Source organism: Terriglobia bacterium (genome assembly GCA_036496425.1).
Lineage (GTDB): Bacteria > Acidobacteriota > Terriglobia > 20CM-2-55-15 > 20CM-2-55-15 > 20CM-2-55-15.
Window position 1 is genome coordinate 1 of sequence record DASXLG010000101.1, and the last position, 16,102, is coordinate 16,102.

General features: G+C 55.8%; 32 protein-coding genes and 1 pseudogene. All 33 read right to left on the reverse strand.

The annotated features are described in order from the left end of the window. Positions 1-763: hypothetical protein (locus tag VGK48_07225; GenBank protein HEY2380960.1), on the reverse strand; the 763-nt coding region annotated here is incomplete at its 3' end. After that, positions 763-1,305, reverse strand: coding sequence for a hypothetical protein (locus VGK48_07230; GenBank protein ID HEY2380961.1), 543 nt, complete (start codon positions 1,303-1,305; stop codon positions 763-765). The genes VGK48_07230 and VGK48_07225, both read right to left, overlap by 1 nt. 193 nt (positions 1,306-1,498) lie before the next feature. Next, a pseudogene (rplQ, locus tag VGK48_07235) lies at positions 1,499-1,846 on the reverse strand (50S ribosomal protein L17). Then, the gene (locus VGK48_07240; GenBank protein HEY2380962.1) at positions 1,843-2,847 is read right to left on the reverse strand and encodes a DNA-directed RNA polymerase subunit alpha; all 1,005 of its coding nucleotides are present in this window, start codon (positions 2,845-2,847) and stop codon (positions 1,843-1,845) included. Before VGK48_07240 ends, rplQ begins: the two are co-directional and overlap by 4 nt. A 60-nt stretch (positions 2,848-2,907) precedes the next feature. Further along, a complete protein-coding gene (rpsD, locus tag VGK48_07245; GenBank protein HEY2380963.1) occupies positions 2,908-3,537 on the reverse strand; it encodes a 30S ribosomal protein S4 in 630 nt (209 codons plus the stop codon). Between the two features lie 91 nt (positions 3,538-3,628). Next, the gene (rpsK, locus tag VGK48_07250) at positions 3,629-4,024 is read right to left on the reverse strand and encodes a 30S ribosomal protein S11 (protein HEY2380964.1); all 396 of its coding nucleotides are present in this window, start codon (positions 4,022-4,024) and stop codon (positions 3,629-3,631) included. Between the two features lie 17 nt (positions 4,025-4,041). Further along, a complete protein-coding gene (gene rpsM, locus VGK48_07255) occupies positions 4,042-4,428 on the reverse strand; it encodes a 30S ribosomal protein S13 (protein ID HEY2380965.1) in 387 nt (128 codons plus the stop codon). Positions 4,429-4,431: 3 nt separating this feature from the next. Then, complete coding sequence (gene rpmJ / locus VGK48_07260) at positions 4,432-4,545, reverse strand: 50S ribosomal protein L36 (GenBank protein ID HEY2380966.1); 114 nt, start codon at positions 4,543-4,545, stop codon at positions 4,432-4,434. A gap of 16 nt (positions 4,546-4,561) precedes the next feature. Next, positions 4,562-4,780, reverse strand: coding sequence for a translation initiation factor IF-1 (gene infA, locus VGK48_07265; GenBank protein HEY2380967.1), 219 nt, complete (start codon positions 4,778-4,780; stop codon positions 4,562-4,564). Positions 4,781-4,785: 5 nt separating this feature from the next. Then, positions 4,786-5,469: an adenylate kinase gene (locus VGK48_07270; GenBank protein ID HEY2380968.1), complete on the reverse strand. Its 684-nt coding sequence runs from the start codon at positions 5,467-5,469 to the stop codon at positions 4,786-4,788. Then, the gene (gene secY, locus VGK48_07275) at positions 5,470-6,855 is read right to left on the reverse strand and encodes a preprotein translocase subunit SecY (GenBank protein HEY2380969.1); all 1,386 of its coding nucleotides are present in this window, start codon (positions 6,853-6,855) and stop codon (positions 5,470-5,472) included. It lies immediately after the preceding gene. Then, a complete protein-coding gene (rplO, locus tag VGK48_07280; protein HEY2380970.1) occupies positions 6,852-7,307 on the reverse strand; it encodes a 50S ribosomal protein L15 in 456 nt (151 codons plus the stop codon). Before rplO ends, secY begins: the two co-directional genes overlap by 4 nt. 2 nt (positions 7,308-7,309) lie before the next feature. Then, on the reverse strand, positions 7,310-7,513 hold the full coding sequence (gene rpmD / locus VGK48_07285) for a 50S ribosomal protein L30 (protein HEY2380971.1): 204 nt from the start codon (positions 7,511-7,513) through the stop codon (positions 7,310-7,312). 3 nt (positions 7,514-7,516) lie between these two features. Further along, a complete protein-coding gene (gene rpsE / locus VGK48_07290) occupies positions 7,517-8,026 on the reverse strand; it encodes a 30S ribosomal protein S5 (GenBank protein HEY2380972.1) in 510 nt (169 codons plus the stop codon). Further along, on the reverse strand, positions 8,026-8,391 hold the full coding sequence (gene rplR / locus VGK48_07295; protein HEY2380973.1) for a 50S ribosomal protein L18: 366 nt from the start codon (positions 8,389-8,391) through the stop codon (positions 8,026-8,028). The genes rpsE and rplR overlap by 1 nt, the downstream gene beginning before the upstream one ends. Before the next feature lie 2 nt (positions 8,392-8,393). Further along, positions 8,394-8,933, reverse strand: coding sequence for a 50S ribosomal protein L6 (gene rplF / locus VGK48_07300; GenBank protein ID HEY2380974.1), 540 nt, complete (start codon positions 8,931-8,933; stop codon positions 8,394-8,396). Positions 8,934-8,943: 10 nt separating this feature from the next. After that, the gene (gene rpsH / locus VGK48_07305) at positions 8,944-9,336 is read right to left on the reverse strand and encodes a 30S ribosomal protein S8 (GenBank protein HEY2380975.1); all 393 of its coding nucleotides are present in this window, start codon (positions 9,334-9,336) and stop codon (positions 8,944-8,946) included. A gap of 33 nt (positions 9,337-9,369) precedes the next feature. Beyond that, positions 9,370-9,555, reverse strand: a complete 186-nt coding sequence (locus VGK48_07310; GenBank protein ID HEY2380976.1) for a type Z 30S ribosomal protein S14 — start codon at positions 9,553-9,555, stop codon at positions 9,370-9,372. A 15-nt stretch (positions 9,556-9,570) separates the two neighbouring features. Continuing rightward, a complete protein-coding gene (gene rplE / locus VGK48_07315; GenBank protein HEY2380977.1) occupies positions 9,571-10,107 on the reverse strand; it encodes a 50S ribosomal protein L5 in 537 nt (178 codons plus the stop codon). Positions 10,108-10,243: 136 nt separating this feature from the next. Beyond that, positions 10,244-10,570 carry a 50S ribosomal protein L24 gene (rplX, locus tag VGK48_07320; GenBank protein HEY2380978.1) on the reverse strand — a complete coding sequence of 109 codons (327 nt, stop codon included), beginning with the start codon at positions 10,568-10,570 and terminating at the stop codon, positions 10,244-10,246. Further along, a complete protein-coding gene (rplN, locus tag VGK48_07325) occupies positions 10,570-10,941 on the reverse strand; it encodes a 50S ribosomal protein L14 (protein HEY2380979.1) in 372 nt (123 codons plus the stop codon). Before rplN ends, rplX begins: the two co-directional genes overlap by 1 nt. A 6-nt stretch (positions 10,942-10,947) precedes the next feature. Continuing rightward, entirely contained in the window at positions 10,948-11,238 is a 291-nt protein-coding gene (gene rpsQ / locus VGK48_07330) for a 30S ribosomal protein S17 (GenBank protein HEY2380980.1), read from the reverse strand. Next, positions 11,231-11,434, reverse strand: a complete 204-nt coding sequence (gene rpmC / locus VGK48_07335) for a 50S ribosomal protein L29 (GenBank protein ID HEY2380981.1) — start codon at positions 11,432-11,434, stop codon at positions 11,231-11,233. Before rpmC ends, rpsQ begins: the two co-directional genes overlap by 8 nt. Then, positions 11,431-11,868: a 50S ribosomal protein L16 gene (gene rplP / locus VGK48_07340; protein HEY2380982.1), complete on the reverse strand. Its 438-nt coding sequence runs from the start codon at positions 11,866-11,868 to the stop codon at positions 11,431-11,433. The genes rpmC and rplP overlap by 4 nt, the downstream gene beginning before the upstream one ends. A 12-nt stretch (positions 11,869-11,880) precedes the next feature. Continuing rightward, complete coding sequence (gene rpsC / locus VGK48_07345) at positions 11,881-12,543, reverse strand: 30S ribosomal protein S3 (protein HEY2380983.1); 663 nt, start codon at positions 12,541-12,543, stop codon at positions 11,881-11,883. Then, positions 12,543-12,884, reverse strand: a complete 342-nt coding sequence (gene rplV, locus VGK48_07350) for a 50S ribosomal protein L22 (GenBank protein ID HEY2380984.1) — start codon at positions 12,882-12,884, stop codon at positions 12,543-12,545. The genes rpsC and rplV overlap by 1 nt, the downstream gene beginning before the upstream one ends. 17 nt (positions 12,885-12,901) lie before the next feature. Further along, positions 12,902-13,237, reverse strand: coding sequence for a 30S ribosomal protein S19 (gene rpsS / locus VGK48_07355; GenBank protein HEY2380985.1), 336 nt, complete (start codon positions 13,235-13,237; stop codon positions 12,902-12,904). Position 13,238: 1 nt separating this feature from the next. Beyond that, positions 13,239-14,063, reverse strand: a complete 825-nt coding sequence (rplB, locus tag VGK48_07360) for a 50S ribosomal protein L2 (GenBank protein HEY2380986.1) — start codon at positions 14,061-14,063, stop codon at positions 13,239-13,241. Continuing rightward, on the reverse strand, positions 14,063-14,356 hold the full coding sequence (locus VGK48_07365; GenBank protein ID HEY2380987.1) for a 50S ribosomal protein L23: 294 nt from the start codon (positions 14,354-14,356) through the stop codon (positions 14,063-14,065). The genes rplB and VGK48_07365 overlap by 1 nt, the downstream gene beginning before the upstream one ends. Continuing rightward, complete coding sequence (gene rplD, locus VGK48_07370) at positions 14,353-14,979, reverse strand: 50S ribosomal protein L4 (protein HEY2380988.1); 627 nt, start codon at positions 14,977-14,979, stop codon at positions 14,353-14,355. The genes VGK48_07365 and rplD overlap by 4 nt, the downstream gene beginning before the upstream one ends. A 19-nt stretch (positions 14,980-14,998) precedes the next feature. Continuing rightward, complete coding sequence (rplC, locus tag VGK48_07375; GenBank protein ID HEY2380989.1) at positions 14,999-15,628, reverse strand: 50S ribosomal protein L3; 630 nt, start codon at positions 15,626-15,628, stop codon at positions 14,999-15,001. Then, positions 15,625-15,954: a 30S ribosomal protein S10 gene (rpsJ, locus tag VGK48_07380; GenBank protein HEY2380990.1), complete on the reverse strand. Its 330-nt coding sequence runs from the start codon at positions 15,952-15,954 to the stop codon at positions 15,625-15,627. Before rpsJ ends, rplC begins: the two co-directional genes overlap by 4 nt. Before the next feature lie 5 nt (positions 15,955-15,959). Next, positions 15,960-16,102: elongation factor Tu (gene tuf / locus VGK48_07385; GenBank protein HEY2380991.1), on the reverse strand; the 143-nt coding region annotated here is incomplete at its 5' end.

The following is a 16,102-nucleotide window of genomic DNA, read 5'->3' on the forward strand; positions in this document are numbered from 1 at the left end:
CGGAATTGACCTGATAGGGATCACCATACGGGCCATCCCCATCGAGCTGAAGGAAAATGAATCGCGGTGTGTCGTCGGCGAGCCACATCCGCCGGAATTGCGAGTTGGGCGCCATCAGACGCTGAACCGCCGTGTATCGAGTTCCGTAGCCGCCGATGTGGATCCGGAGAGGAAACGCGGTTTGATGGCCATCGTCCTTCGGCAAAATGATTCCAGCCCGCAGGAAGATCGGGCGGCCGTGAAAGCGAGTCAGAACAGCCGATTGAATCTTGACGTACTTCACATACTGATCATCGGAAGGCATCTGCTCTGTCTGCACGGTGCCGGTCAAATCCAAAGCGACCAGCGCGCCCTTGCGAGCATCGAGGTGAACGGACCGCACGCTGCTGAAGCGATCACCTGGGGCATTCGGCGAATTCAGATCGATATTCGTATGCAGGACGGCCTGAACGAAATAATCGCCTGCAGCGAGCATGTCCAGGCTTGAAATCGGAAATGCGTCAGAGGTCTTGTCGATGACCGCCCCACCACCGCCTCCGAGACCGCTTACATCCTTCGCGATCGTAATCGGAGCGTCTGCATCGGCATCGCCAAGCATGGTTCGCGGCTCCGGCCGGTTCGACTTCGAGATAACGACAATAAGACGGCCGGATGCCGGTGGAAGAGGACTCGTAATTTGAAATTGAATAGCCGAGGGCTGTGCGCGCTTGATCGGCGCGGCCAGGAGCAGAATTGCGAAAATTATCGCAACACGCCGCCACATTATTTTGTTTCAGGCTGGGCGGTGATGGTGACGGGCGCACTGCGTTCGTCTTTGTGCGGAATGAAAGGACCGTCGGCAAACCGGAATTTGACGCTGTAACCTCCGACCTTTTCCTGGAGAGTTGCCATTGTCATGAATGTTGCGGTGCCCTGGGGCGGCAGAACAGGCGGCATCACAGGAACTTCGACTGTCTGGGGAAATCTGCCTGTGGTGTCGATCATCTGGACAACAGCGAGGACATTCGCCATTGCCTGGTTGGTCCGGTTTTTGATCGTGCCGGAGACGGAGATGGTTTTCTCGGATATCTCGTGAGTGAGCATCGTCAAGCCGATCGCCTCTCCACCATCAGGGGCCGGCGGAATCATCGCCTGAAGGTAGTCATCACTCATTGGAAGGAGGCTCGCGGCGATGTTTGTGGTCATGGTCGAGAAAACGAAGAGGAGGCCGGCGATAGCCACGGCGATGCCGATCGGCCGGGCAAGCTTCAACTGCTTGCCCGTAAATGACATGTCAACGTGGTATTCATTATTATCGATGGGCATGTGTCCTTAAATAATAACAGGGAAGAAACCACAAGAAGCACAAAAGGCACAAGAACATCTTGTGCCTTTTGTGCTTCTTGTGGTTTCTTCCCTGTTATTCTTCTTTTTCGGCTCCGGGCTTTTCGCCCTTCTTGCCCGGCTTCTCTTCAGCCTTGGCGGCGCGTTCGGCTTTCTTCACTTCCAGTTCGCTTCCGAGAAGCTCGATGATCGCCAGATCTGCACCGTCGCCTTTGCGGTTGCCCAGCTTGATAATCCGGCTGTAACCGCCTTTACGATCAGCGAAACGGGGGGCGATGGTGTCGAAAACTTTCTTTGCAATCGCTTCGCGCAGAAGATACGCCTGCACCTGGCGGCGGGCATGAAGGTTGTCCCGCTTGCCAAGCGTGATCATTTTCTCCGCCAAAGGCCGGACTTCCTTGGCCTTCGGCAGGGTCGTCATCAAGCGCCCGTGGTCGAGAAAATCCGTAACCAGATTTCTCAACAAAGCGCGCCGATGCGACGTATTCCGGCTGAGTTTGCGATTACCGTTTCGATGTCTCATAACGTCTGTTCCGTTTGCGCGGGCATGATCGGACGGCCGTGTTCATCGACCTTCATGCCGAGCGCAAGGTTCATGCTCGAAAGGATTTCCTTAATCTCGTTGAGCGATTTGCGCCCGAAGTTCTTCGTCTTCAGCATCTCGGCCTCAGTCTTGGTGACCAGTTCGCCGATGGTGCGGATATTGGCATTCTTCAGACAATTGTAAGAGCGGACCGAAAGCTCGAGTTCGTCGACCGATTTGTTGAGATGCTCAGCTGCGGCGTCCTGACGAATCTCGGCGGGTTCTTCCACCGGTTCGGGCTTCTCTTCGAATTGAATGAAGATCTGCATGTGATCTTTGATCAGTTTGGCGGCAAGACCGAGCGCGTCCTGCGGCGTGATCGAGCCATTTGTCCAGATCTCGATCGTCAGTTTGTCGTAATCCGTGACCTGGCCCAGGCGCGCGGCTTCAACATAGTAATTGACCTTGCGCACGGGAGAATGGACGGAATCCACGGGAATGTAACCGATACCGAGATCTTCGTCGAAATTGCGATCGGCGGAGACATAACCCCGGCCGTTCTGTATGCGCATCTCGATCTGCAAGGAGCCGCCTTCGCTGACGGTGCCGATGTAAATGTTCTTGTCGAGGATCTCGATATCGGCATCGTGCTCGAGGTTTGCCGAAGTGTAGGCTCCGGGCTGGGTCGCTTTGAGGTAGATGGTCTTGCGCTCATCGCCGTGCAGTTTCAGCGGAATCTGCTTCAAGTTCAGAATGATGTCGGTAGCATCTTCGACGACGCCGGGGATCGAAGAGAATTCGTGCAGCACGCCTTCGATCTTGACCGCCGTGATTGCGGCACCCTCGATCGACGACAGCAAAACCCGGCGAAGTGCATTCCCGATCGTGGTTCCGAAACCGCGCTCGAACGGCTGCGCGGAAAACTGCGCGTATTGATCGGTAGGCACCGGATCGCTGACAGAGATCAGTCTCTTGGGTTTCTGAAAACCTTTCCAAAGCATATTTAGTTCTCCCATCCATGGCCGGCGTTGAGGCCAGCCGCGGAAGCGCCTTACGCGCTCTTATTTTGAGTACAACTCCACGATCATTCTTTCCTGGATCGGCATATTGATGTCTTCGCGTTTCGGCAGAGCCAGGATTTTCCCGGACACGGCTTCGCTGTTGAGTTCAAGCCAGTGCGGGGTACCGCGGCCGCCGACAAGTTCGAGTGCGCCGGCCACCTGAACATTCTTTTTCATCTTCTCCTTCACCGAAACTTCCTGTCCGATGGCAACCTGATAGGAGGGAATGTTGACCTTCTTGCCATTCACCAGCACATGCCCGTGACGAACGAATTGCCGCGCCTGAGCGTGAGTTGTTGCGAAACCGAGGCGGACAAGGACGTTGTCCAGGCGCCGCTCGAGTTGTGCCAGCAGGTTTTCGCCGGTGACGCCCTTCTGCCGGACGGCTTTTTCGAAGTACGACCGGAACTGGTTCTCCAGAACGCCGTACATACGCTTCACCTTCTGCTTCTCGCGGAGTTGGAGGCCATATCCGACGATCTTCGCTTTGCGGTCGTGCCCGTGCTGTCCGGGGGAGAAGTTGCGTTTCTCGATTCCGCAGGACGGCTTGAAACAACGCTCGCCTTTCAGGAACAACTTCATCCCTTCTCTGCGGCACAGCCTGCAAACGGGTCCTATGTATCTAGCCAAATCTGATCTCCTTAAATTTCGAACTTCCAATCTCGAATTTCGAATCTCCATTTGAAATTCGAAACTGGAAATTCGAAGTTGGAAATTTGAATCACACTCTTCTTCGTTTCGGCGGCCGACAACCGTTGTGAGGTATCGGCGTCACGTCCCGAATCGCTCTCACTTCCAAACCAGCCGTCTGCAATGCCCGAATCGCCGAATCGCGTCCCGACCCTGGCCCTTTGACGCTGACTTCCAGTGTGCGCATTCCGGCTTCACGGGCGCGATTGGCCGCAGTCATCGCGGCCTGCTGCGCGGCGAACGGTGTCCCTTTGCGGGATCCTTTAAAGCCGAGCGATCCCGCGCTGGACCAGCACACGACGTTGCCTTCCATGTCGGCGATCGTCACGGTCGTATTGTTGAACGACGCCTGGATATGGGCGATGCCCGCCGGCACGATCCGCTTCTCTTTCTTCTTTGCACCCTTTTTCTTGGGTTGACCAGCCATTGAATTCTCCGATCGGTTTAAGTCTTCGCGCTTGCCTTCTTACGAACAGCGATCGCGCCGCGGCGCGGTCCTTTCCGTGTCCTCGCGTTGGTATGTGTACGTTGGCCATGAACCGGCAATCCACGCCGGTGGCGAAGGCCGCGATACGCTCCGATTTCCATCAAGCGTTTAATGTTGAACGAAATTTCCTTCCGAAGGTCGCCTTCGACTCGATGTTGCTCTTCGATGACCTTGCGGATTTTGTTGACCTGATCATCATTCAGTTCACGGACTTTCGTGTCGGGATGGACTTCGGCCGAAGCAAGGATATTGTTCGCCTGGGAACGGCCGATCCCGTAGATATACGTAAGACCGATCTCGATGCGTTTATTCGGCGGAAGATCTACGCCAGCAATACGTGCCATGGTTTAGCCCTGCCTCTGCTTGTGTTTGGTATTGACGCAAATCACGCGCACGACGCGTTTGCGGTGCACAATCTTGCACTTGTCACAAATCTTCTTAACGGATGCTCTGACTTTCATATCTATTCACCAATCATCACTTGTATCTGTATACGATCCGGCCCCGGGTCAGGTCGTACGGTGACAACTCGACCGCGACTTTGTCTCCGGGCAAGATTCTGATAAAGTTCTTCCGCATCTTTCCCGAGATGTGAGCCAGCACCTGGTGCTTATTGTCCAATTCGACACGAAACATCGCATTCGGCAGCGGCTCGATCACCGTCGCAATGACTTCAATAGCGTCTTCTTTAGGCAATCGCCTTATTTCCTTCCATTAGTAACGGGCGTCGGAACCGTTTCGATGATCTTCAGGATCTCCTCCGTCACCTGGCCAATGGGTCTCATGCCGTCTACCTGATGATAGACGCCTAAGCTTTTGTAAAATTCCACGAGCGGCTGATTCTTCATGCGAAACGTCCGGAACCGCTCGAGAATCAGGTCTTCCCGGTCGTCGGACCGGTGAATGAGACCTTTGCCGCATTTGTCACACATATTGTCGGCCTTCGGTACTCGGCTGTACTGGTTATAGATCTCACCGCAGCCCGGGCACATCAACCGTCCGATCAATCGTTTTTCCTGGCGCAGCCGTTCGGAATCCGCGCCGATTTCGATCACCGACAATTCGTCACCGCTGTTCATCTGCGCGCGAAATGTGTATGCCTGTGAAACGGTGCGCGGATAACCGTCCAGGATGAAACCTTTCTGGCAATCGTCACGCTGAATCCGGTCCGCAACAATACCGTTGACGATCGTATCGCTGACAAGTTCGCCGGCATCCATCTTGGTCTTGGCTTCGCATCCGAACGGCGTTTTGTTCGCGATTGCTTCGCGCAGCATGTCGCCCGTCGAGACCTGCGGAATCTGCAGCCTCTGCATAATTGATCTCGCCTGCGTCCCTTTGCCAGCGCCGGGATGACCTACCAGGATCACGATCTTCCGGCCCATCTAACTTCTTCTCCCTCGAACTCGATTCTTCTTCATGAAACCGTCATAGTGACGCATGATCAACTGCGACTCGACCATCTGAATAGTATCCATCGCTACTCCGACCACAATCAACAGAGAGGTTCCGCCAAAATAGAAGTTCACGCGAAGGCCCTGAGTAATCCATTGCGGCAGCCTGGCGTCCAGCCCCGCTCCGATAAATGGAATACTCTGCACGTGGAAACCAGTTATAAGGAATTCTGGAATAATGGCAATCAAGGCAAGGTACAGCGCGCCGACTAAAGTAAGCCGGGTCAGAATAGAGTTGACATATTCCGCTGTCCGTTTACCCGGCCGGATGCCCGGAATAAATCCGCCATACTTCCGCATGTTATCCGCAACTTCGTTCGGGTTAAAGATGATCGAAGTATAGAAGTAGCAGAAGAAGATGATGCCGACAACATAGAGAAGGTTGTAAATAGGCTCGCCAAATCGCAGCGCGTCCGTCACTCTGGTCAGGAAGTGGCCGATCCCGGAAGTATTGTCTTTGATAACCAGGCCGAAGGTCTGAGGAAACGTCAGGATGGACGACGCGAAGATAACGGGAATAACGCCGCCTGTATTCACGCGGAGGGGGAGATGGGTCGATTGCCCGCCCAGCACCCGCCGTCCGACGACGCGCTTCGCGTATTGTACCGAAATTCGCCGTTGCCCGCGCTCCACCAGAACAATGAAGGCGATAATCACAACCATCGCAGCCAGAAGAAGCAGAACGACGAAGACCGACCATTCACCGGTACTGATTTTGTCGTAAACATCGGCGATGCCGCGGGGCAGGCCGACAACGATACCGGCAAAAATAATCAACGACATTCCGTTCCCGATGCCGCGATCGGTGATTTGTTCTCCCAGCCACATGATGAACGCGGATCCGGTCGTCAGCGTCAACATGGTCATCACGATGAAACCGATACCCGGATTCACGACGAATCCCGGTTGGCGCTCGAGTGCAATCGCGATTCCCGCCGATTGAACGGCGCTAAGAACAACCGTGAGGTAGCGAGTGTAGGTCGTGATTTTCCGGCGTCCGAGTTCGCCCTCTTTGGAGAGTTTCTCCAGGTAGGGCCAGACAACCGTCAACAGCTGAAGGATGATCGACGCCGTGATGTACGGCATGATGCCCAACGCAAAAATTGTCAAACGCCGGAAATTGCCGCCCGAAAACAGATCCAGCATACCGAAAACGGTTCCGGCATTGTTCGAGAAGAAATTGGACAACGCCTGCGAATCGATGCCGGGTGTCGGGATAAACGCACCGATGCGGTACACACCGAGGAGCGCGAACATGAACGCGATCCGTTTCCGGAGATCCGGCACATTAAATATGTTTTGTAGCGCTTCGATCACAGGCTGATTACCTCGACGGTGCCTCCGGCTTTCGTGATTTTTTCACGGGCACTCTCCGTAAAATAATGGGCGGAGACGTGGAGCGCGCGGTCGATCTGGCCGTCGCCAAGCACGCGCAGGCCGTTCGGGGCGACCTTGCGGATAATGCCTTTATCGACGAGCTCCTGGGGTCCTACTTTCGTTCCGTTTTCGAATTTCGCCAGATCGCGAATATTCACGGCCGAGAATTCCTTCCTGAATATCGCGTTCGTGAAGCCGCGCTTCGGCATGCGCCGGTGCAACGGCATCTGACCGCCTTCGAAACCGCGCTTCTGGCTGCTGCCCGAACGGGACCACATGCCTTTGCTTCCGCGAGCGGCTGTTTTTCCGTGTCCTGAGCCGGGCCCGCGTCCGATTCGTTTGGTCTTGTGCGTGGATCCCGGATCCGGCCTTAAGGTGTTGATACCTGACATAATTATTGCTCCAGAATCCGCACGAGGTGCGGAACCTTCGCCACCATCCCCCGGATGGCCGGCGTGTCCTCGGCTTCACGAATCGCATTCAGCTTGCGCAGCCCCAGCCCTTTGACAACGAGTTTCTGCTGTACATTGAAGCCGATGGCGCTTCGGTAATATTGAATCTTCAACTTGCCTGCGGCCGCTTTATTGTTCGTCGCCATGTGTTACCCCAAAATCTCTTCCAGTTGTTTCTCGCGCAGTCTGGCAACTTCCTGCGGGTCCTTAAGACTGCGCAACCCCTCGAACGTCGCCTTGATGACGTTGTGGGGGTTCGAAGTTCCGATCGACTTCGTCAGGATATTTTGCACGCCGGCGGCTTGCATTACCGCGCGAACGGCGCCGCCGGCAATAATTCCGGTACCTTCGACGGCGGGCTTCAGCAGCACACGGCCGGCACCGAACAAACCCATTATCTGGTGCGGGATCGTGTTATTGGTCAACGGAACCTTGATCAAATTCTTTTTTGCGGCCTCTATGGCTTTACGAATGGCCTGGGCAACTTCTTTCGCTTTTCCGTTCCCGTATCCGACGTGTCCGCCTTCGTCACCGACAACTACAAGCGCGCTGAAACTCAGATTTTTACCGCCCTTGACGACTTTCGTGACGCGGTTGATCGACACGACGGTGTCTTTCAGTTGCAATGGTGCAGGATCGATTCGTCTGGTATTGCGCACTAAAATTTCAGGCCCGCTTCCCGGGCTGCCTCCGCTAATGCCTTGACTCTGCCGTGGTAAAGGTAGCCGCCGCGATCGAACAGAACGGCGCCGATGCCCTTCTCCTTCGCGCGTTCGGCAACAAGCTTTCCGACCGCCTTTGCAGCAGCGATATTGCCGCCCTGTTTGACGTCCTTTTTCGTATCGACGTCCAGCGTGGACGCAGCTGTCAATGTGGTGCCCTTGGAGTCGTCAATGATCTGGGCGTAAATGTGTTTGTTGCTTCTGAAGACGGCGAGACGCGGCCGGCCAGGCGACCCGCTGAGATGCTTGCGGATGCGCTCATGGATCCGCATCCGAACTTCATTGGACGATACAGTTGCCATACTTATTTACCTCCGGCCTTTCCGGCTTTCTTCTTCAGGACCTCGCCGGAGTACCGGATGCCCTTGTTCTTGTATGGGTCCGGCTTCTTCAACGATCGGATATTCGCCGCAATCTGTCCGACTTGCTGGCGGTCCACCCCGGTGATGACCAGCCGCGTCTGCTTGTCAACCGTTATGCTGATTCCAGGCGGAATCGGATACTCGATCGGATGGGAAAAACCCAGCGTAAAAACCACCGAGTTCTTTCTCTGTTCCGCGCGGTAGCCCACACCGACGATTTCCAGTTCCCGGGAAAAACCTTCGGTCACTCCGCGGACGGCATTGGCGACCAGAGCACGCGCCAGACCGTGAAAAGCCCGCTGCGGCCCGCTGTCGTCCAGGCGTACTGCAACGAGTTGCTTGTCTTTTTGCTGCCACTTGATTCCCGGTGGAATGAGGTTGGTCACACTTCCCTTTGGACCGGTAACGACGACCGTATCCGGCTTGATGTCGACCTTGACCTTGTCGGGCACGGGAATGGGCTTTTTACCAATTCTCGACATACGTTCTTCCTCAGTAGATATTGCAGAGCAGCTCGCCGCCGAAACCCTGCCTGCGCGCCTGCTTACCGGTCATCACGCCATGTGACGTCGTCAGAATGTTGATACCCAGGCCGCCGAGCACTCTCGGAATTTCCGTTTTCGATACGTAGACGCGGCACCCCGGCCGGCTGATACGTTCGATATTGGAGATGACGTGCTCGCCTTTCGGCCCATATTTCAAGAAGAGCGTGAGAAAGTTTTTCCCTTCCTCGTCGCTGGTCTTGAAATGAGAAATGTAACCCTCTTCTTTCAGGATCCGGGCAATCTCCACTTTCAGTCTCGACGCGGGCATATCCACTTTCTGATGCTTCGCCTGAACCGCATTCCTGACGCGGGTCAACATGTCTGCAATCGGATCGGTCATTTAAGTTAAACCTCGTTTACTTGGCACGCCGGATCACCAGCTGCTCTTGATTACGCCCGGGACCTCGCCCGAGAGCGACAACTGCCGGAAGCAAATTCGGCAGAGCTGGAACTTTCGAAGGAAGCCGCGAGGACGGCCACAGCGCTTGCAGCGGCTGTGGTATCGAACGGCGAATTTCTTCTTCTTTGCTTCTTTAGCAACGGCGGACGTTCGAGCCATTCTTTCTCCTATTGCCTAAACGGCTTGCCTGAACGGCATTCCAAACTGTCTTAATAATTCCCTGGCCTCATCATCGCTGCGGGCTGTCGTGACAATCGTCACGTTCATGCCGCGAATCTTGTCCACTTTTTCGTACGAAATCTCCGGGAAGATCAATTGATCCCGGAGCCCCAGCGTGTAGTTCCCCCGGCCGTCGAACGACTTGGTCGAGACACCGCGGAAATCGCGCACGCGCGGCAGAACGACGCTGGTCAAACGATCGAGGAATTCAAACATGCGTTCGCCGCGGAGCGTGACAGCCGCCCCGATCGGCATGTGCTGCCGCAGTTTGAAGTTCGCGATGGACTTCTTTGCCCGCGTAACGACCGGACGCTGGCCCGAAATGCGGCCCAGCTCATCCACAGCAACATCGAGAATCTTCGCATTTGCCACGGCTTCGCCAAGTCCCATATTGATGACAATCTTTTCCAGTTTCGGCACAGCCATGACGTTCGCGTATTTGAAGTGCTTCATCAGCGCAGGAACGATTTCCTTGGTGTAGCGCACCTTCAAACGCGGCGGCTCCTGCGGGCCTTTCGGCCTGGCAGCTTTCTTTCCCGCTTCCTGCGGTGCGGCTTCTGCCGCGTCCTTCGCGGCTTTGCCTTTCTTCGGCTTCTCTTCTTTCTTACTCACGTCGGTTCTCCAGGGACTACTCGATAGTGCTTCCGCATTTCTTGCAGGCCCGCACGGTGCGGTCGTCCGCAAGAACTTTGTTGGCGATGCGCGTGTGCTGTTTGCAGCTTTTGCAGACGATCGCGACATTGGACATGTGAATCGGCGCTTCTTTCTCGACGATGCCGCCCTTGATATTGCGCTGCGGATTCGGCCGGGTGTGGCGCTTGATCATCTGGACGCCTTCAACCACGATCTTCTGATCCTTCGGGATCACGATCAGCACACGACCGCTTTTTCCACGATCCTTCCCGCGCAGGACAAATACTTCATCATTCTTTTTGATTGGAGGAAGGGCCGGCATTAGATCACCTCCGGAGCCAATGAAACAATTTTCATGAATTTCTTGTCGCGCAACTCGCGCGCAACGGGTCCGAACACACGGGTTCCGATCGGTTCGTGATCGTCATTGATAAGGACGGCGGCGTTGGTATCGAACCGGATATATGTCCCGTCTTTGCGGCGCGTCTCCTTGCGGGTACGGACGATGACGCACTTCACAACCGATCCCTTTTTGACGTTGCTGTCCGGGCTGGCTTCCTTCACCGAAGCCGTGATGATATCGCCCAGGCCGGCCTTGAGGCCGGTCGATCCTCCGAGCGGCAGGATGCAGGCGAGCCGCTTTGCTCCCGAATTGTCGGCCACCTCGAGGATGGTTCTCATTTGAACAGGCATGACTTCTTACACCCCCGTCGTCGATGCGCGGATAACCTCTTTGAGGCTCCACCGTTTGTTTTTGCTGAGAGGGCGGCTCTCAACGATTCGAACCATGTCGCCTTCGTGAGCCTTACCGTGCTCGTCATGCGCCATGAACTTCGAACGCTTCGTCATGATGCGTTTGTACACCGGATGCGCCACTCGCCGCCGCACTTCCACGACGATTGTCTTCTGCATCTTGGTGCTGGTGACAATGCCGACTTTTTCCTGCCGGTGACGGACTTCTTTTTCGTTGGTAGTCGCTGTTTCAGCCATTATTCTTCTCGCGCAAAATCGTTAACAACCGCGCCTTGTCCTTCCGCAATTCCCGCATTTTGTTGAGGCTCTCTGTCTGGCCCATGGCCCACTGAAAACGCAGCTTGAACATCTGCTCATTCATCTCTCCGTCCTGCCGCTGCAACTCCTCGGAGGTCATGTCGCGAAGTTTCTTTGCCCGATCTCCAGATCTCACTGCGCTCCCCCCGTCTTTTCTGCACGCTCTTCGCGCATCACAAACTTCGTGTGCACCGGCAGCTTCTGGGCTGCCAGGCGCATGGCTTCGCGCGCGACGGTTTCCGGCACACCTTCCATTTCGTAGAGAATGCGGCCGGGCTTCACAACGGCCACCCAGTATTCGGGCGCGCCCTTCCCTTTACCCATACGGGTTTCCGCAGGCTTCTTCGTAACGGGCTTGTCGGGAAAAATCCGGATCCAGACTTTACCGCCGCGCTTGACGAAACGCGTGATCGCGATACGGCCGGCCTCGATCTGGCGGTCGGTAATCCACGCGGCATCGAGCGTCTTCAAACCGAAATCACCGAATTCGAGTGATGAACCGCGCCACGCCTTGCCTCTCATGCGGCCGCGCTGCTGTTTCCGGTACTTGACTTTCTTTGGCATCAACATGGTTCAGTTCCTCTAGATGCGCGCCGCCGCAGGCCCCTGCGGCTGTTTGCTCGGCAGAATCTCGCCTTTGTAAATCCAGCACTTGACTCCGATGACTCCGTAAGTGGTATAGGCCTGCGCAAAGCCATAATCCACATCCGCGCGAAGGGTATGCAGCGGGAGCCGGCCCTGCAGATACCACTCTGAACGCGCGATTTCGGCGCCGTTCAACCGGCCGCTGACGCGGACCTTGATCCCCTTGGCGCCGAAGCGCAGGGCCGAGTCGACCGACTTTCTCATGGCGCGGCGGAAAGCGATGCGTTTCTCGAGCTGCATTGCAATCGATTCCGCGACGAGTTGCGCATCAAGTTCAGGACGATGAATCTCCTGAATATTGATGTAGACCTCACGGTTCGTCCGCTTTTGAACATCGATTTTGAGCTTGTCGATTTCCGCGCCTTTACGACCGATGATGATTCCCGGACGCGACGTGTAGATCGTGATCCGGAGCTTGTTTGCCATCCGCTCCACTTCGATGTTGCTCACACCGGCGTGGCCGAGCTGCTTCTTCAGATCGCGCTTCAGCTTCAGGTCCTCGTGAAGAAGGCGGCTGTAATCGCGCTTGGCGAACCATCGTGACCGCCAGGGCTTGGTAACGCCAAGACGGAATCCATAAGGATGTGTCTTCTGACCCATTATTCTCTCTCTCCAAGTTCGATGGTGATGTGCGACGTACGGCGCTGATAACGGTATGCGCGGCCCATTGGCGCAGGGCGGATTCGCTTCAAGCGCGGCCCTTCGTTGATAAAGCACGTCTCAACGAACAGGTTGTCCACATCCACGTTCTCGTCTTTCTGAGTCGCGTTCGCGACTGCGGACTTTACGACTTTCTCGATCTCACGCGTCGACTTCGGTTTGTTGGTGAACTTCAGCGTCATCAACGCCTCGTTCACGTTCTTGCCTCGAATGAGGTCGACGACCAGCCGCGCCTTCTGCGGCGACATCCGGATGAATCTGCTTGTAGCTTTGCTCTTCATAAGACTTCCCTGGCGCCTCAGCCCGCTTTCGGAGCTGCGGAAGCTGCCCCACCGCCGCCCGCAGATGCCGCCGGTGCGACCGCCTTGTCCTTTCCGCCTGAGGCACTATGGCCTTTGAACGTGCGCGTCGGCGCGAACTCGCCGAGCTTGTGACCGACCATGTTTTCCGTCACATAAACTGGAATGAATTTCTTCCCGTTGTGCACCGCAATCGTGTGACCGACCATCTCCGGGATGACCGTTGACCGGCGCGACCACGTCTTATATATCTTCTTTTCGTTCCGGGCATTCAATCCGGCAATGGCCTTCGCCAGGGGTTCATCGATAAACGCACCCTTTTTTTGTGAACGCATGCTACTTGCTCTTCCTCTTCACGATGAACTTGTCAGTTCGTTTGTTGTTTCGTGTTTTGTATCCGAGCGTCGGTTTGCCCCATGGCGTCATCGGATGATATCCCTTGACGCGGCCTTCACCACCACCATGCGGATGATCGACGGGATTCATGACGACACCGCGATTTGTAGGGCGAATACCCATGTGACGCGTGCGGCCCGCTTTGCCGATCGTGATGTTCTCGTGATCCAGGTTCCCGACCTGGCCGATCGTGGCGCTGCAATCCACATTGACGAGCCGCACTTCACCGGAAGGCAGCTTCACGTGCGCATAAGTGCCTTCCTTCGCGACAAGCTGCGCGGCAGCGCCGGCACTTCGGGCCATTTGCGCGCCCTTGCCGGGCCGCAGTTCGATGTTATGAACGGTTGTACCGAGCGGAATGTTCTTCAGGGGCAGCGAATTGCCGACCAGAATATCCGCCTCGGGTCCGGCGATGACCGACATGCCAACCTTCAGGCCAACCGGCTGAAGAATGTACCGCCGCTCGCCGTCGGCATAACAAAGCAGAGCGATGAAGGCGGAGCGATTCGGATCGTATTCGATGGTTTCCACCTTCGCGGGAATCCCGATCTTGTCGCGCCGGAAATCGATCAGGCGATAATGCTTCTTATTTCCGCCGCCACGATGATTAATCGTCATCTGGCCGTAATTGTTGCGGCCATCGATCCGGTTTTTCCGTTCGAGCAATGGCTTATGGGGCTCATCGGTCGTGAGATCCACCTTGTAATCGATGACCGTTTTGAACCGAAGGGAATGGGTTTTTGGCCTGAAACTCTTGATAGCCATTACAGATTATCTCCGTACTCGATCATCTTCTCACCTTCGCGGAGCGTGACATATGCCTTCTTCCAGTCCGATCGATAACCGGTGTACTTGCCGCGGCGGCGCATCTTTCCTGGAACAACCATCGTGCGAACCGCCTGCACTTTCACTTTGAAGAACTGCTCGACCGCTTCCTGGATTTGCTTCTTGCTCGCGCTGTCGGCAACCTCAAAGCAGAGAGTGCGCTCGTTTTCTTTAAGAGTGAGGCCTTTTTCAGTAATCACTGGACGTTTGATGACATCGTAAAGGGTGCTCATTTCGCCAGCACCTCCTGCAGAGCCTGAATTGCCGCCTTCGTGAAAACCACGTGCCTGGCGTTCAAAACGTGATACGGCGTTACCTGAAGATTGGGAAGCAGTTGAACGTCACTCATATTGCGCGCGGCAAGCCAGAGGTTCGGATTCTCTTGGTGGTCCACCAGCAGAACTTTGCGGTCGAAACCAAGGCCGGCCAGCGCCTGTAAGAACGCTTTGGTTTTGTGGCTTTCGAGCGCGAACGCATCGACAATGTTCAATTGATTTTCTTTGAGCTTCTTGGCCAGGGCCGATTTGAGCGCGGCGCGGAACATTTTCTTGGGCAGAGGAGCTTCGTAGTTTCGCGGGCGAGGCCCGAAAACCGTACCGCCTTTACGCCACAGCGGATTGCGGATTTCTCCGACGCGCGCTCGGCCGGTACCTTTCTGACGCCACGGTTTTTTGCCGCTGCCCGAGACTTCGGCTCGGGTCTTCGTATTGTGCGTCCCCGACCGAAGGCCCGCCAGATACTGCTTCACCGCCAGGTGCATGAGACCTTCATTGATCGGGCCGCCGAAAACCGCGTCTTCGAGATCGACCTTTCCGACGACTTCGTTCTTTAAGTTTTTGACATCTACGGTTGCCATTGTTAGCTTTTCCCCACGCCTATCGCCCTGATTTCTCCACGACGAGGTATCCGCCCGCCGGGCCCGGCACTGCACCGCGCACGAAGAGAAGATTGTTTTCCTGATCGATACTGGCCACGCGAAGGTTCTGCACGGTGATGCGTGCGTTGCCCAGATGTCCGGCCATGCGCATCCCCTTCAGAACGCGCGATGGATACGCCGAAGATCCGATCGAGCCGGGCGCCCGATGGAACATCGACCCATGCGTCGCGCGGCCGCCGCGGAAATGGTGCCGCTTGACGAAACCCGCAAAACCCCGGCCTTTACTCGTTCCGATGATGTGGACGAGTTCATTCGGATTGAAGATACTCACCATCACCTTGTCGCCTGGATTCGCAGCTTCGTCACCCTCCACTGCCAATTCGCGGACAAACCGGGCGGGCGCGACATTCGACTTTTTGAAGTGTCCCGTCATCGGCTTATTCACGCGCTTCGGCTTGATGAATTCGACAAACCCGAGCTGAACGGCGTCGTAGCCATCCTTTTGTTTTGTCTTTTTCTGGACGACGACGCAAGGGCCCGCCTGAATGACCGTAACAGGAACAACGGTGCCGTCAGCCTGCAGCAACTGCGTCATCCCGACTTTCTTGCCGAGTAATCCGTTGATCATTTTGCGTGCTCCCGCCCGAACGCCTTAATCTCCACGTCAACGCCGGCAGGCAGATCGAGCTTCATCAGCGCGTCGACCGTCTGCGGCGTCGGCTCCAGGATGTCGAGCAGCCGTTTATGCGTCCGAATCTCGAATTGCTCACGCGATTTCTTGTCGACGTGCGGCGAACGGAGAACCGTAAACTTGTTGATAATCGTTGGAAGCGGAATCGGTCCCGCGACACGCGCGCCGGTCCGCTTGGCCGTGTCGACAATTTCGGTGGCCGACTGGTCCAGCACCCGGGAATCGTACGCCTTCAATCGAATTCGAATCTTTTCGTTCAGCATAAAATTTAGGCAATAATCTCCGCAACCGTACCGGCGCCGACCGTACGTCCGCCTTCACGAATGGCGAACCGCAGCCCCTTTTCCAACGCCACCGGCGTGATCAATTCGATCGCCAGGCTCACATTGTCCCCCGGCATCACCATCTCCA

Excerpts from the sequence above, each read along its gene's own strand:
- VGK48_07230 (HEY2380961.1), bottom strand. The coding sequence starts at position 1,305 with ATGCCCATCGATAATAATGAATACCACGTTGACATGTCATTTACGGGC.
- VGK48_07240 (HEY2380962.1), bottom strand. The coding sequence starts at position 2,847 with ATGCTTTGGAAAGGTTTTCAGAAACCCAAGAGACTGATCTCTGTCAGC.
- rpsK (HEY2380964.1), bottom strand. The coding sequence starts at position 4,024 with ATGGCTGGTCAACCCAAGAAAAAGGGTGCAAAGAAGAAAGAGAAGCGG.
- rpsM (HEY2380965.1), bottom strand. The coding sequence starts at position 4,428 with ATGGCACGTATTGCTGGCGTAGATCTTCCGCCGAATAAACGCATCGAG.
- rpmJ (HEY2380966.1), bottom strand. The coding sequence starts at position 4,545 with ATGAAAGTCAGAGCATCCGTTAAGAAGATTTGTGACAAGTGCAAGATT.
- VGK48_07270 (HEY2380968.1), bottom strand. The coding sequence starts at position 5,469 with ATGGGCCGGAAGATCGTGATCCTGGTAGGTCATCCCGGCGCTGGCAAA.
- rplO (HEY2380970.1), bottom strand. The coding sequence starts at position 7,307 with ATGTCAGGTATCAACACCTTAAGGCCGGATCCGGGATCCACGCACAAG.
- rpmD (HEY2380971.1), bottom strand. The coding sequence starts at position 7,513 with ATGGCGACGAACAATAAAGCGGCCGCAGGCAAGTTGAAGATTCAATAT.
- rplR (HEY2380973.1), bottom strand. The coding sequence starts at position 8,391 with ATGGCAACTGTATCGTCCAATGAAGTTCGGATGCGGATCCATGAGCGC.
- rplF (HEY2380974.1), bottom strand. The coding sequence starts at position 8,933 with ATGTCGAGAATTGGTAAAAAGCCCATTCCCGTGCCCGACAAGGTCAAG.
- rpsH (HEY2380975.1), bottom strand. The coding sequence starts at position 9,336 with ATGACCGATCCGATTGCAGACATGTTGACCCGCGTCAGGAATGCGGTT.
- VGK48_07310 (HEY2380976.1), bottom strand. The coding sequence starts at position 9,555 with ATGGCTCGAACGTCCGCCGTTGCTAAAGAAGCAAAGAAGAAGAAATTC.
- rplX (HEY2380978.1), bottom strand. The coding sequence starts at position 10,570 with ATGCCGGCCCTTCCTCCAATCAAAAAGAATGATGAAGTATTTGTCCTG.
- rplN (HEY2380979.1), bottom strand. The coding sequence starts at position 10,941 with ATGCCTGTTCAAATGAGAACCATCCTCGAGGTGGCCGACAATTCGGGA.
- rpsQ (HEY2380980.1), bottom strand. The coding sequence starts at position 11,238 with ATGGCTGAAACAGCGACTACCAACGAAAAAGAAGTCCGTCACCGGCAG.
- rplP (HEY2380982.1), bottom strand. The coding sequence starts at position 11,868 with ATGTTGATGCCAAAGAAAGTCAAGTACCGGAAACAGCAGCGCGGCCGC.
- rpsC (HEY2380983.1), bottom strand. The coding sequence starts at position 12,543 with ATGGGTCAGAAGACACATCCTTATGGATTCCGTCTTGGCGTTACCAAG.
- rplV (HEY2380984.1), bottom strand. The coding sequence starts at position 12,884 with ATGAAGAGCAAAGCTACAAGCAGATTCATCCGGATGTCGCCGCAGAAG.
- rpsS (HEY2380985.1), bottom strand. The coding sequence starts at position 13,237 with ATGCGTTCACAAAAAAAGGGTGCGTTTATCGATGAACCCCTGGCGAAG.
- rplB (HEY2380986.1), bottom strand. The coding sequence starts at position 14,063 with ATGGCTATCAAGAGTTTCAGGCCAAAAACCCATTCCCTTCGGTTCAAA.
- VGK48_07365 (HEY2380987.1), bottom strand. The coding sequence starts at position 14,356 with ATGAGCACCCTTTACGATGTCATCAAACGTCCAGTGATTACTGAAAAA.
- rplD (HEY2380988.1), bottom strand. The coding sequence starts at position 14,979 with ATGGCAACCGTAGATGTCAAAAACTTAAAGAACGAAGTCGTCGGAAAG.
- rplC (HEY2380989.1), bottom strand. The coding sequence starts at position 15,628 with ATGATCAACGGATTACTCGGCAAGAAAGTCGGGATGACGCAGTTGCTG.
- rpsJ (HEY2380990.1), bottom strand. The coding sequence starts at position 15,954 with ATGCTGAACGAAAAGATTCGAATTCGATTGAAGGCGTACGATTCCCGG.